This is a genomic window from Methylibium sp. T29 (assembly GCF_000576205.1).
GTDB lineage: Bacteria > Pseudomonadota > Gammaproteobacteria > Burkholderiales > Burkholderiaceae_C > Methylibium > Methylibium petroleiphilum.
In genome coordinates, this window is sequence record NZ_AZND01000098.1 from 1 (window position 1) to 12,797 (window position 12,797).

Annotated in this window: 9 protein-coding genes and 2 pseudogenes; 1 reads left to right on the top strand and 10 read right to left on the bottom strand. The window is 70.3% G+C overall.

Annotation, left to right across the window (positions count from 1 at the left end; all coding sequences use genetic code 11):
- The 9 genes and pseudogenes from uvrA to x551_RS12630 all read right to left on the bottom strand — a co-directional run.
- Positions 1–2,977, bottom strand: a pseudogene (gene uvrA, locus x551_RS12595) (excinuclease ABC subunit UvrA); the annotation flags it as partial.
- A gap of 130 nt (positions 2,978–3,107) precedes the next feature.
- A complete protein-coding gene (locus x551_RS12600; protein ID WP_051495802.1) occupies positions 3,108–3,809 on the bottom strand; it encodes a 3'-5' exonuclease in 702 nt (233 codons plus the stop codon).
- 13 nt (positions 3,810–3,822) lie between these two features.
- Positions 3,823–5,643 carry a DUF294 nucleotidyltransferase-like domain-containing protein gene (locus x551_RS12605; protein WP_051511996.1) on the bottom strand — a complete coding sequence of 607 codons (1,821 nt, stop codon included), beginning with the start codon at positions 5,641–5,643 and terminating at the stop codon, positions 3,823–3,825.
- Positions 5,644–5,889: 246 nt separating this feature from the next.
- Entirely contained in the window at positions 5,890–6,039 is a 150-nt protein-coding gene (locus x551_RS26200) for a hypothetical protein (protein WP_011830923.1), read from the bottom strand.
- A 13-nt stretch (positions 6,040–6,052) separates the two neighbouring features.
- Positions 6,053–7,729, bottom strand: a pseudogene (locus tag x551_RS12610) (MFS transporter).
- Between the two features lie 176 nt (positions 7,730–7,905).
- Positions 7,906–8,562 carry a 2-hydroxychromene-2-carboxylate isomerase gene (locus tag x551_RS12615; RefSeq protein ID WP_036248773.1) on the bottom strand — a complete coding sequence of 219 codons (657 nt, stop codon included), beginning with the start codon at positions 8,560–8,562 and terminating at the stop codon, positions 7,906–7,908.
- On the bottom strand, positions 8,559–8,783 hold the full coding sequence (locus x551_RS12620; RefSeq protein WP_036233772.1) for a DUF1289 domain-containing protein: 225 nt from the start codon (positions 8,781–8,783) through the stop codon (positions 8,559–8,561). Before x551_RS12620 ends, x551_RS12615 begins: the two co-directional genes overlap by 4 nt.
- Entirely contained in the window at positions 8,780–9,277 is a 498-nt protein-coding gene (locus tag x551_RS12625; RefSeq protein ID WP_011830927.1) for a YbaK/EbsC family protein, read from the bottom strand. Before x551_RS12625 ends, x551_RS12620 begins: the two co-directional genes overlap by 4 nt.
- Positions 9,274–10,197, bottom strand: coding sequence for a hydroxymethylglutaryl-CoA lyase (locus x551_RS12630; protein WP_036233775.1), 924 nt, complete (start codon positions 10,195–10,197; stop codon positions 9,274–9,276). Before x551_RS12630 ends, x551_RS12625 begins: the two co-directional genes overlap by 4 nt.
- A 145-nt stretch (positions 10,198–10,342) precedes the next feature.
- Here x551_RS12630 and x551_RS12635 point away from each other — a divergent pair, with 145 nt between their 5' ends.
- On the top strand, positions 10,343–10,786 hold the full coding sequence (locus x551_RS12635) for a hypothetical protein (protein ID WP_011830929.1): 444 nt from the start codon (positions 10,343–10,345) through the stop codon (positions 10,784–10,786).
- A gap of 16 nt (positions 10,787–10,802) precedes the next feature.
- Here the strand turns inward: x551_RS12635 and x551_RS12640 are convergent.
- Positions 10,803–12,797, bottom strand: a 1,995-nt coding sequence (locus x551_RS12640) for an acetyl/propionyl/methylcrotonyl-CoA carboxylase subunit alpha (protein ID WP_036248775.1), incomplete at its 5' end; no start/stop codon positions are given.

Here is a 12,797-nt window from a genome sequence, read left to right on the forward strand (position 1 = left end):
CTGCAGCGGCAGCCCCTCCTCGACCGCGAGGCCGCCCTGCCCGAGGCTCTGCTCGTACTCGCGCAGCGCCGCGCCGGTGTGCGACGTGGGGTGCCGCTTCACGTCGTCGGGGGTGCCGGAGCAGACCAGCTCGCCGCCGGCCTCGCCGCCCTCGGACCCAGGTCGACCAGCCAGTCGGCCGCGCGGATCACGTCGAGGTTGTGTTCGATCACCAGCAGCGAATGGCCGGCCTCCAGCAGCTTGCGGAAGGCACGCATCAGCTTGGCGATGTCGTCGAAGTGCAGGCCGGTGGTTGGCTCGTCGAACAGGAACAGCGTGCCCTTCTTCGCCACCGCCTGGCGCGAGCTGCTGCCGTTCTTTGCGGCCTCGGCCAGGAAGCCGGCGAGCTTCAGGCGCTGCGCCTCGCCGCCGCTCAGCGTGGGCACCGGCTGGCCGAGCTTCACGTAGTCCAGGCCCACGTCGGCCAGAGGCTGCAGCGCGCGCAACACCTCGCGATCGTCGGCGAAGTAGCGCACCGCGTCGGCGATGGTCAGCTCCAGCACCTCGCTCACGTCGAAGGACTTGCCGCCGCGCTGGACCTTCACCTCCAGCAGTTCGGCGCGGAAGCGCTTGCCGTCGCAGTCGGGGCAGCGCAGGTAGACGTCGCTGAGGAACTGCATCTCCACGTGCTCGAAGCCCGAACCGCCGCAGGTCGGGCAGCGGCCGTCGCCGGCATTGAAGCTGAACATGCCCGCGCCGTAGCCGCGCTGCAGCGCCATCGGTGCCTCGGCGAAGATGTTGCGCAGCGTGTCGAAGGCCCCGACGTAGCTGGCCGGGTTGGAGCGCGCGGTCTTGCCGATCGGGCTCTGGTCGACGAACACCGCGTCGCTCAGCCAGTCGGCGCCGAGCAGGCGGTCGTGCGCGCCCGGCGTCTCGGTGGCCTTGCCGAAGTGGCGCGCCAGCGCGGGGAACAGCAGGTCCTGGATCAGCGTGCTCTTGCCCGAGCCGGACACGCCGGTCACCACCACCAGGCGTTGCAGCGGGAACTCGACCGTGATGCCGCGCAGGTTGTGCTCGCGCGCGCCCTCCACGATGAGCCTCGGCGTGCCGTCGGTCACCAGCCGCTTGAGACCCAGGCCGATGCTGCGGCGCGCGCCGAGGTAGGCGCCGGTCATCGTGTCGGCGCGCTTGAGGTCGTCGGGCGTGCCGTCGAACACGACGCGCCCGCCCTGGGTGCCGGGGCCCGGGCCCATGTCGAGCACGCGGTCGGCGGCCAGCATCACGGCCGGGTCGTGCTCCACGACCACCAGCGTGTTGCCGGCATCGCGCAGGCGGTGCATGGCCTGCACGATGCGGTTCATGTCGCGCGGGTGCAGGCCGATCGACGGCTCGTCCAGCACGAACAGCGTGTTGACCAGCGACGTGCCGAGCGCGGTGGTGAGGTTGATGCGCTGCACCTCGCCGCCGCTCAGCGTGCGGCTCTGGCGGTCGAGCGTGAGGTAGCCGATGCCCACGTCGCACAGGTACTTGAGCCGGGTTCGCACCTCGTCGAGCAGCAGCTCCAGTGCGTCGTCGAGCATCGTGCTCGGCAAGGTGAGCTCGTCGAAGAAGCGCCGCAGCCGATCGATCGGCAGCAGCATCAGGTCGTGCAGGCTCAGGCCCGGCAGCGCTTCCAGCTGTTCGCGCGACCAGGCCGCGCCGACCGGCAGGAAGCGCTGGGCCGCCTTCAGGGCCGCATCGGCCCCCTCCTTCGTGCCGATGCGCCACTGCAGCGACTCCAGCTTCAGGCGCGCGCCGCCGCAGGCCGGGCACGGCGTGTAGCTGCGGTACTTGGACAGGAGCACACGGATGTGCATCTTGTAGGCCTTGCTCTCCAGGTACTCGAAGAAGCGCTTGATGCCGTACCACTGCTTGTTCCAGTTCCCCTTCCAGTTGGGCGTGCCGTCGAGCACCCAGTCGCGCTGCGCGTCGCTGAGCTGGCTCCAGGCGGTGTCGCGCGGGATGCCGGCCTCGCCGGCGTACTTCAGCAGGTCGGCCTGGATCTCCTTCCAGGCCGGCGTCTGGATGGTCTTGACGACACCGGTGCGCAGCGTCTTGCGGTGGTCCGGCATCACCAGCCCCAGTCGACGCCGATCACGCGGCCGAAGCCGCGGCAGGTCTCGCAAGCGCCGAAGGCCGAGTTGAACGAGAACATCGACGGCTGCGGATGGCTGTAGCGCAGCTCGCTGTCGGGGCTGTGCAGGCCGGAGGAGAAGCGCCAGAGCTGTTCTTCGCCCTCTCCCGCCACGGCATAGACGTTGACGCGCCCGCCGCCGCGCTTGAGCGACACCTCGAGCGCCTCGACGACGCGCGATTTCTCGGTGCCGTCGAGCCGGAAGCGGTCGGCCACCACGTCGAGCAGCTTGCGCGGCCCGGTGGGCGTGGCGATCTCGCGCTCGGCCTGCACGCGCGTGTAGCCGCTGGCGGCGAGCCATTGCTCGACGTCGGCCGCGGTCGCGCTGGCCGGCAGCTCGACCGGGAAAGTCACCACGAGGCGCTGGCCGGGCGCGGCGCGCTGCTGCAGTTCGCGGTAGATCGACTCCGGATCGTCCTCGCGCACCGGCTTCGCGGTCTGCCGGTCGAACAGCTGCGCGGCGCGCGCGAACAGCAGCTTCAGGTGGTCGTTCAGCTCGGTCATGGTGCCGACCGTGGAGCGCGAGGTGCGCACCGGGTTGGTCTGGTCAATCGCGATGGCCGGTGGCACGCCCTCGACATGGTCGACCGCCGGGCGGTCCATGCGGTCGAGGAACTGGCGCGCATAGGCGCTGAAGGTCTCGACGTAGCGGCGCTGGCCCTCGGCGTACAGCGTGTCGAACACCAGGCTGGACTTGCCCGAGCCGCTGGGCCCGGTGACGACCGTCAGTTCTCCCGTGTGGAGGTCCAGGTCGAGGTTCTTCAGGTTGTGCTGGCGTGCACCGCGAATGCGGATCACGCCGGGAGGGCGCTGACCGTTGGGCATGGGGGTTCCGGGGGGTGAGCGGAAGATTCTAGGGATCGGGCCCGTCACGTCGGGGCGTGCTGCGGCTAGCCGCAGCGCGCCCTGGGGGCATCCCGCGCAGGCCGCCCGCGGCTCGCCGGCCGAAGCGGCCTCAATGGCGCAGCGGCAGGAAGCGGTGGCCGGCAGCCAGGTCGAGCACGGTGCTGAACCGGCCGTCGCAGCGCTGTCGCAGCGCCGGCCAGAGCTTGAGCAGCAGCTGGGCCGTGGCCAGCGCATCGGCGGAGGCCTGATGGCGAGCCAGACAGGTGATGCCGTGGTGCGCCAGCCAGTCGTCAAGGCTGCGCTGCCGTGGCTCGCGATGCAGCACGGCAGCCAGGTGCTCGAGATCGAGCCAGGGGTTGTCAGGGGCGCGCCCGAGCGCGTCGCGGCCGGCCCGCTCGATCAGCGTGCGGTCGAAGTCGCTGTGAAAACCCACCAGCGGCGACCTGCCGATGTAGGACTCCCACGCCTGCAGCGCCTCGGCCGGATCGAGGCCCGCACGCTGGGCGCCGATGCCGATACCGTGCACGAGGATGTTGGCCTTGTCCGGACTCGCGGACGGCGCCCCGGACGGGCGCAACAGCAACTCGAAACGGTCACCCAGCACGATGCGCGGACGTCGCCCGCCGCGCTCGCCCTGCACCGGCGCGAAATGCACGCCGACCGCGGCGATCGCCAGCAGGGGGTCGCGCCGCGGATCGAGTCCGCCGGACTCGACGTCGGCCACGATCCAGCGCGCGTCGTCGAGCGCCCCCGCGGCGGGCGCCGTGCCGCGCCCCCACCGCGAGCGCCAGCGTTGCAGCAGCGTCGTCATCCGCTGCCCCCGTTCAGCGCAGGTAATCGAGCTCGATGCGCTGCTGCAGGCGGCGCGCGACACGGAACGCCTCCTTCAGGATGCGATGGTCGAGTTCGTTGAGGGCGTCGAGCCGGATCGCGTTCGGATGCTGCCGCGCGTCGCCTGGCGCCAGGCCTTCGAGCTGCACGCGCAGCCGCAGCATCTGCAGGAACTCGAAGGCGCCGATCCAGGCCTCGCCGTGCTGCGGCGGCGCGCCGCGCGCCCGGGCGATCGCCTCGAGCCGACGGCGCGTGTTGACCTCGGGCACGCCGAGCGCCAGGCAGTGCAAGCGCGCGGCGTTGACGAAGATCGCCGTGCCGTGGAGCTTCAGGTCGATCGCCCGGACGCCCTCGATCGTCTGGCTGTCGATGCCGCCCAGCCAGTCGAGCGGTGCGCGCGTGCGCAGCAGGTCCTCGGCCAGCTGCCGGCAGAAGCGGGGCACCTCGCGAGCGCGTCGCGTGACGAAGTCGCGCAGCGGGCCGGCCAGCGCAACGGCCCCGGCCAGCGGGCGGAAGTCGAAGTAGATGCTGGCCGCCAGCAGGTCCCTGGGAGCGCCGTGCTCGATCCAGCGCGCAAAGCGCTCCTGCCACTCCGCCGGCGTCAGGCAGCATTCGGGATTGCTCGCCATGACCTGGCCCTTGCACAGCGGATAGCCGCAGGCATCGAGCGCCTCGTTGACATCCCGCGCGAAGGCCAGCCAGGCCGGACGGTCGGCCGCGGGCTCGCGGCTTTCGAAGATCAGGCCGTTGTCCTGGTCGGTGGCGATGGTCTGCTCCGACCGACCCTCGGAGCCGAAGGCGAGCCAGCAGGCGCGCGCGAGGTCCAGGCCGTGGCGTGTGGCGGTCAGCTCGATCAGCCGCCGCGTGAGCAGGTCGTTGAGGTGGCTGATCAGCTCGGTCAGTTGACGGGCCTGCACGCCCTGCGCCAGCAGCGCGGCGGCGAGCCGGCGCAGGTCGGCCGCCACGGCCGGCATCGCGTCGACAGTGCCCACGCTGCCGATCGAGCTGCTGAGCTGCCTCACCGAAAGACGCTGCATCACGAACAGGTCGCGTTCCGACACCACGCCGACGAGCCGGCCCGACGACGTGATCGGCACGTGGCGCAGCCCGTGGCGCGACATCAGCAACGCGGCGTCCTGCGCGGTGTGGTCGACCGTCAGCGCGTGCACCGGCTGCGTCATCACCGCGGCGATCGGTGTCGACAGCGGCAACTGCGGCAGCGTGATGCGGTCCAGGATGTCGTAGCGCGTCAGGATGCCGGCCGGCGCGCCCAGGTCGTCGGTGACCAGCATCGAGCCGATGCGGTGCTGCTGCATGGCCTGCAGCGCCTGCGCGAGCGGCGTGTCGGGACGGCAGGTCCGCGGGGCCGGCGTGGCCAGTTCGCCGAGCCGGCGCTCGAGCGACTGGGTCGCGAACGCCTGCGACGCGTAGGCCGACTGCAAGGCCTGGCGCGAGGCGTCGATGAAGTTGAGCATGCGCCGGTTCAGCAGGTCGGCGAACGGCGGGCTCGCCGCGACGAGCTCGTCGACGGCCTCCAGAAGCAGCAGCAGGCAGAAGGTGTCGCGCGTGGCGGTGTAGACGGCGCTCACCGCGCGCCGCGCCATCAGGGCGGCCACCGGAAACATGTCGCCGGTCTCGTACTGGAAGCCGCCCTCGTCGACCTGATCGGCCCCCCGCACGGCACTCACCGCACCGTCGCGGATGAAGTAGAGATGCCGGACCGGCCCGTCCTCGGGCCGCAGTACGCACTCGTCGGGCGCGAAGTAGGCTTCGCTCGCCGCGGCGACGAAGCGCTCGACATCCACCGTCGCCATGTGCGAGAAGGCAGGTAACGTCGCAGCAGCTGGCACAGGTGGCCCAGCAGCGGCCCGCAGGGCCGGGGTGCGGCAGCAGGGAGCGCCTCATCGCTCATCGCGGTCTCCTCGTCGGGCATCGGCGACCGTGACACCACGGCGACCGGCGCCGTCATCTTGCCTGCCTGCCGGCTTGCGCGCGAAACAAAAAAAGCGCGCTGCATAAGCAGCGCGCCGTCGCATCGGAATGCGGTGGGTGGGGAGAGGTCAGTAGCCGGTGGACGACGCCGCCGACGCAGCCGGCGGCACCTCGATCCCGTGCTTCTCTCCGCTCATGTCGATGTCGCCACCGCTCTTCGACAGCACGTACAGCACGACGGCGGCGAAGGCGATGAATCCGAGTGCGATCTTCCACATGGTCCTGGGCTCCTCAGTCCTTGGCGTAGATGTCGACGTCCTTGGTCTCGCGGACGAAGATCAGCCCACGACGAAGGTGATGCCGGCGATGATGATCGGGTACCAGAGGCCGTTGTACATGTTGCCGGTCTGGGCCACGATCGCGAAGGCGGTGGTGGGCAGCAGGCCGCCGAACCAGCCGTTGCCGATATGGTACGGCAGGCTCATCGAGGTGTAGCGGATGCGGGTCGGGAACATCTCGACCAGCATCGCGGCGATCGGCCCGTACACCATGGTGACGTAGATCACCAGGATCACCAGGATGCCGACGATCAGCGGCTTGTTCATCTTCGCCGGGTCGGCCTTGGCGGGGGTAGCCGGCGGCCTTCAGGGTCTCGGCGACCGACTTCTTGAACTCGGCGTCCTTCGCCTTCGCCTCGTCGGGCGGGAGGCCCTTGGAGCTGTAGCTCTGGATGACCGTCTCGCCGATGGTGATGGTGGCGGGCGTGCCGGCGGCATGCGCCACGTTGTCGTAGCTCACCGAGCCGGCGGCCAGGACCTGCTTGGCGATGTCGCACGAGCTGGTGAACTTGACGGTGCCGGTCGGGTTGAACTGGAACGAGCACTCGGCCGGGTCGGCGTGCACCAGCACCTTGTTCTTCGCCTGCGCGGCGGCGAGGTCGGGGTTGGCCGCCTCGGTGAGCGCCTTGAACAGCGGGAAGAAGGTCAGCGCGGCGATCAGGCAGCCGGCCAGGATGATGGGCTTGCGGCCGATCTTGTCCGACAGCGAGCCGAAGACGATGAAGAACGGCGTGCCGATCAGCAGCGAGATCGCGATCATGATGTTCGCGGTGGCACCGTCGACCTTCAGCGACTGCGTCAGGAAGAACAGCGCGTAGAACTGACCGGTGTACCAGACCACGGCCTGGCCGGCGGTCAGGCCGATCAGCGCCAGGATCACGATCTTCAGGTTCTTCCACTGGCCGAACGACTCGGTCAACGGCGCCTTGGAGGTCTTGCCCTCCTCCTTCATCTTCTTGAAGGCGGGCGATTCGTTCATGCTCAGGCGGATCCACACGCTGATCGCGAGCAGGAAGATCGAGACCAGGAAAGGCACGCGCCAGCCCCAGTCGGCGAACGCCGCTTCGCCGACCAGCGTGCGGGTCCCCAGGATGACCATCAGCGACAGGAACAGGCCCAGCGTCGCGGTGGTCTGGATCCACGAGGTGTACGCGCCGCGCTTGCCGTGCGGAGCGTGCTCGGCCACGTAGGTGGCGGCACCGCCGTACTCACCGCCGAGCGCCAGGCCCTGCAGCAGGCGCAGGCCGATCAGGATGACCGGCGCGGCCACGCCGATCGCGGCGTAGTTGGGCAGGATGCCGACGATGAAGGTCGACAGACCCATGATCAGGATCGTGACCAGGAAGGTGTACTTGCGGCCGATCATGTCGCCCAGACGGCCGAAGAAGATCGCGCCGAACGGTCGCACGATGAAGCCGGCGGCGAACGCCAGCAGCGCGAAGATGAAGGCCGAGCCGGCATCCAGCCCCGCGAAGAACTGCTTGGCGATGATGGCCGCCAGCGATCCGTACAGGTAGAAGTCGTACCACTCGAACACGGTCCCGAGCGAGGACGCGAAGATGACCTTCTTCTCCTCCGCGGTCATCGGGCGCGCCGCAGCGGCGCCGGAGGTGGGTAGAACAGCAGCCATGGCTTGTCTCCTGCTTCAATCTTGAAGTTCGCCGCGGGATGCGGCGTTGGGAGAAGGATCGCTGCCTGCTCTGACCTGTCTCTGACGCGAAACCAACTGCAACTGACAACCCCCGGGAGAACCCGCGGATCAGTTTTTGCGATGTGAGACCCAGACCGGAATCGGTCTGGGTAGTTTCACCGGGGTCGCTGAACCCCGGCCTCCACGGCGACCGCCGCACGCCAGCGTTGGTCGAAACCCTCGGCGCCGCGCAGGCAATCGGCCACCATGTCCAGGGCATCGAAACCCCAGAACAGGCGCGGCGCCGCCGCGTCGGCCCGGTGCACCTCGAGCGTCGGCACGCCGAAGATGCCGCGCGCGATGGCGGCGTCGGTGTTGGCGCGCAGTTCCTGCTTCACGGCGTCGGAGCGCGGGTCGCGCGCCGGCTGCAGCCGCGCCTCGAGGCCCGCGAGCCGCCGGGGCTCGTCGACCTCCGCGCCACCGGTCCACACATGGCGCAGCACCGCCTCGCACTGATGGCGGTTCGCCAGCCCACCCCGACCGCAGGCGACCAGCAGGCGCAGCAAGGGCAACGGGTTGAACGGATGGACCGCCGGCAGCTGCAAGTCGATCCCGTGGCGGTGCGCCAGCCAAACGACCTGCCGGTAGGTCCAGTCGCGCTTCGGGCCGATCTCGGCCGGGCCGAGCTGGCCCCACTGCTTCAGCAGGCCGGCGAACAACACCGGTCGGTAGTCGACCACGTAGCTGCAGCCTTCGAGCGCCTGCGGCAGGCGCTCGAAGGCCAGATGGGCGTAGGGCGAGATCGGGTCGAACCAGAAGGTGATCGGCGTCATCCTGCGGACTCCTCCGGCTTGCGCCGCACGTCGAGCTGCAGCCAGACGGCGCGCTTGCCGGCATCGTCGAGGCGCGACCAGGCGGCGATCTCGTCGATCGTCCGGTAGCAGCCCTCGCACCAGCCACTGGCCGCGTCGATGCGGCAGATGTCGATGCACGGCGAGGCGACCGGCGTCGCGTCGTCGTCCCTCGTCGTCGGGCGGCCGTGCGTCGGGCTCATGACTGCACCACGTCGGCCACCGGCGCGGCTGTCAGCTGTTCCAGCGCCTGCGGACTCAGCGCGAACACGCCATTCGGATGGCCGGCCGCCGCCCACACCTCGGCAAAGCGGAACAGCTCGCGGTCGATCAGCGTGACGCAAGGCGAGGCATGGCCGATCGGCGACACGCCGCCGATCGAGTAGCCGGTGCGCGCCTTCACGAAGTCGGCGTCGGCGCGGCCGACCGCACCGACCAGGGCAGCCACCTTCTTCTCGTCGACACGCCGGTCACCCGACGTGACGACCAGCACCGCCACGTCGTCGGCTCGACGCCGGAAGATCACGCTCTTGGCGATCTGGCCGAGCGCGATGCCCAGCGCGTCGGCCGCCTCCTGCGAGGTGCGGGCGGCCACGTCCAGCCAGCGCGGCGCGTGCGCATGGCCGCGCTCGGCCAGCAGTTGCGTGACGCGGCGGAAGCCCTCGGGCCGCTGGGCCAGCGATGCGTCGTCGCTCATGCCGGCACACCGCGCTTTGCCAGCACCGCGTTCGCCACGCACGAGACCGGCTTGCGACCCAGCACGCCGGAAACGAAGGCCGCCGTGTCCACCAGAGCGTCGAGATCGATGCCGGTCTCGATGCCCAGCCCGTGCAACAGGAACACCACGTCCTCGGTCGCGACATTGCCGGTCGCCCCCTTGGCGTAGGGGCAGCCGCCGAGACCGGCGACGCTGGCGTCGAAGCAGTGCACGCCGAGTTCGAGACAGGCGTAGATGTTCGCCAGCGCCTGGCCGTAGGTGTCGTGGAAATGGCCGCTCACCTCGGCGAGCGGGTAGTGCTTCAGCGCGCGTTCCATTGCGGCCTGCACCCGACGCGGCGTGCCGACGCCGATGGTGTCGGCCACACCGACGTGCTGCACGCCGATGCCCTGCATCAGACGCACCACCTGCTCGACGCGGTCGGGCGACACCTCGCCTTCGTAGGGGCAGGCCAGCGCGCAGGAGATCGCGCCTCGCACCTTGAGGCCGGCCTCGCGCGCCGCGGCGACCACCGGCGCGAAGCGCTCGATCGATTCGGCGATGCTGCAGTTGATGTTCTTCTGGCTGAAGGCCTCGCTCGCGGCACCGAACACGACGACCTCGTCGGGCCATCCGTCGCGTGCCGGCTGCAGCGCTGCCTCGAGTCCCTTCAGGTTCGGCACCAGGACGCTGTAGCGCACGCCGGCCCGGCGGCGCAGACCCGCCATGACCTGCGCGTTGTCGGCCATCTGCGGCACCCATTTCGGGCTGACGAAACTCGTGACCTCGATCTCGCGCAATCCGGCGGACTGCAGCCGATGCACCAATTCGATCTTGTGCTCTGCAGCGACCGGCTGCTTCTCGTTCTGCAGACCGTCCCGTGGACCGACGTCGACCAGCGTCACCCGGCTCGGCAACATGTGTGGTTCCTCACAAACATTTGGCGGTGCATTTCGGTGCGCCGAAGCGCCCCCCGTGAACGGGCGGACGGCTCTCCCCATTGTGCGGGATGGGCGTGACGACACCGGTAACGCACCATGCGCTCAACTTCCGGGGCTCGCTGCGATGTCCACCACCTTCACCCGCCTTCAGCTCGCCACCCGCATCCATTTCACGCTGCTGCGCACGCTGGGCGAAGGCATCGACGTGGCCCGCATGCTGCGGCAGCGCCACTACGCCGAAGAGGTGGCGAGCGTGTGCCGCAGCCTCAGCGACTACGCGCTGCATGAACTGGCCGATCGCTTCGAGGACGCCACCGCCGCCGAGGACATCAAGATCCACATGGAAGTTGCCGCGCGAGAAGCGCGCGCCGCGCTGGCGCAGATCCCGCGCCGTGCACCGGTCGCGCAGCAGGAACTCGCGTGGTCGCAGGACACCAGCGGATTCGGTCTGAGCCGCCCCCTCCAAGCCCTGGACACCGCGTTGCCCGCGCCGGCGCGCATCAGCCGCTTCTCGCCGTCGAACTGGCTGGGCATCGGCCGCGATCGGCAGGACAGCGCCGCTCCCTGACGACGCGCCGACCGGCTCACGCGGCAGCGGCCGCCGCCGGCTCGAAGTCCAGCAGCGCCTCGCCTTCGGCGACCTGTTCGCCGGCGGCGAAGCGCAGGCCCTTGACGACGCCGTCGCAGGGTGCATTCAAGGTGTGCTCCATCTTCATCGCCTCCATCACGGCCAGGGCCTGGCCGCGCCGTACACGTTCGCCGGCACCCACCAGAAAGCCCACCACCTTGCCGGGCATCGGCGCCGTCAGGCGCCCGCCTTCGCCGGCACCGTCGCCGGCATGGGCGAGCACGTCCACCTCGCGAACCCAGGCCGAGCCGTCGGGCGTGAACACGGCCAGGTGCTCGCCGACCGCATAGGCCGACAGCATCAGCCGGCGTGCGCCGAGCCGGACATCGTGGCGTTCCGCGCCGAGCGCCTGCACCTCGAAGGCCTGTACCACCGTGTCGACCTGCAACTGCATCGCGCCGTCGCGCGTGCGTTGCAGCGACGCGCGCAGCGACATGCCGGCGTGTTCGATCTCGAAGCGCCGCAAGGCGCTGCCATGCAGGCGCCAGCCATCGCGGCGCGACCACGGGTCGGCGTCCTCACCGGCCCGCTCGTGCGCGAGCGCGTGCGCGACCACGCCCGCGGCGACCCATTCCGGCGCCAGCGGCGGTGCATCGAACAGGCCTGCGCGTTCCCGCTCGATCAGTCCGGTGTCGAGGTCGGCCGTGGCAAACGACGGGCTGTTGACCACGCGACGCAGGAAGGCCACGTTGTTCTGCGGCCCGACCAGATGGGTGTGCGCCAGCGCCCGGTCCATGCGCACGAGCGCCTGCTCGCGGTCCCGGCCCCAGACGATGAGCTTCGCGACCATCGAGTCGTAGTAGGGCGTGATCGCATCGCCTTCGCCCACGCCGGCGTCGATCCGCACCGCCGCCGACTCGGCGCCGTTGGCACACTCGAAGGCCACATGCGCCGGCCAGCGCAGCACGTGCAGGCGGCCGGTGGACGGCAGGAAGTCGGCATCGGGGTTCTCGGCGCAGAGGCGCGCCTCGATCGCATGGCCATGGATCCGCAGTTCGTGCTGCTGCAGTGGCAGGGGCTCGCCGGCCGCGACCCGCAACTGCCACTCGACGAGGTCGAGCCCGGTGATCGCCTCGGTCACCGGATGCTCGACCTGCAGCCGCGTGTTCATCTCCATGAAGTAGAAGCGGCCGTCGGGCTCGGCGATGAACTCCACCGTGCCGGCACCGACGTAGCCGACCGCCTTCGCGGCCGCGACCGCCGCCTCCCCCATCGCGCGGCGACGATCCTCGCTCATGCCGGGCGCCGGCGCCTCCTCGAGCAGCTTCTGGTGGCGGCGCTGCACCGAGCAGTCACGCTCGAACAGGTAGACGCAGTGACCATGGGTATCGCCGAACACCTGGATCTCGATGTGCCGCGGCTTCTGCAGGTAGCGCTCGACCAGCACGGCGTCGTCGCCGAAGCTGCCGAGGGCCTCGCGCCGGCAGGACGCGAGAGCCGCATCGAACGCCGATTCTTCGCTCACCACGCGCATGCCCTTGCCGCCGCCGCCGGCACTGGCCTTGATCAGCACCGGGTAGCCGATGCGCGCGGCCTCGCTCCGCAGCAGCGCCGGGTCCTGGTCGGCGCCGTGGTAGCCGGGCACCAGCGGCACGCCGGCCGCTTCCATCAGGCGCTTGGACTCAGCCTTCAGGCCCATGGCCCGGATCGCCGACGGCGTGGGGCCGATGAACACGATGCCGGCTGCGACGCAGGCCTCGGCGAAGCCGTCGTTCTCGCTGAGGAAGCCGTAGCCCGGATGCACCGCCTGCGCGCCGGTCGCGATTGCGGCCTCGAGGATGCGGTCGGTGCGCAGGTAGCTGTCGCGCGGCGCGGCGGCGCCGATGCGGACCGCCTCGTCGCAGGCCTTGACATGCCGCGCGTTCGCGTCGGCATCGGAGTACACCGCGACCGTCGCGATGCCCAGCCGCCGCGCGGTCGTGGCCACGCGGCAGGCGATCTCGCCGCGGTT

Coding starts and splice junctions, on each gene's coding strand:
- x551_RS12625 (WP_011830927.1), bottom strand. CDS start 9,277: ATGAGCGACGACGCATCGCTGGCCCAGCGGCCCGAGGGCTTCCGCCGC.
- x551_RS12600 (WP_051495802.1), bottom strand. CDS start 3,809: ATGACGACGCTGCTGCAACGCTGGCGCTCGCGGTGGGGGCGCGGCACG.
- x551_RS12615 (WP_036248773.1), bottom strand. CDS start 8,562: ATGACGCCGATCACCTTCTGGTTCGACCCGATCTCGCCCTACGCCCAT.
- x551_RS12620 (WP_036233772.1), bottom strand. CDS start 8,783: ATGAGCCCGACGCACGGCCGCCCGACGACGAGGGACGACGACGCGACG.
- x551_RS12605 (WP_051511996.1), bottom strand. CDS start 5,643: ATGGCGACGGTGGATGTCGAGCGCTTCGTCGCCGCGGCGAGCGAAGCC.
- x551_RS12635 (WP_011830929.1), top strand. CDS start 10,343: ATGTCCACCACCTTCACCCGCCTTCAGCTCGCCACCCGCATCCATTTC.
- x551_RS12630 (WP_036233775.1), bottom strand. CDS start 10,197: ATGTTGCCGAGCCGGGTGACGCTGGTCGACGTCGGTCCACGGGACGGT.
- x551_RS26200 (WP_011830923.1), bottom strand. CDS start 6,039: ATGTGGAAGATCGCACTCGGATTCATCGCCTTCGCCGCCGTCGTGCTG.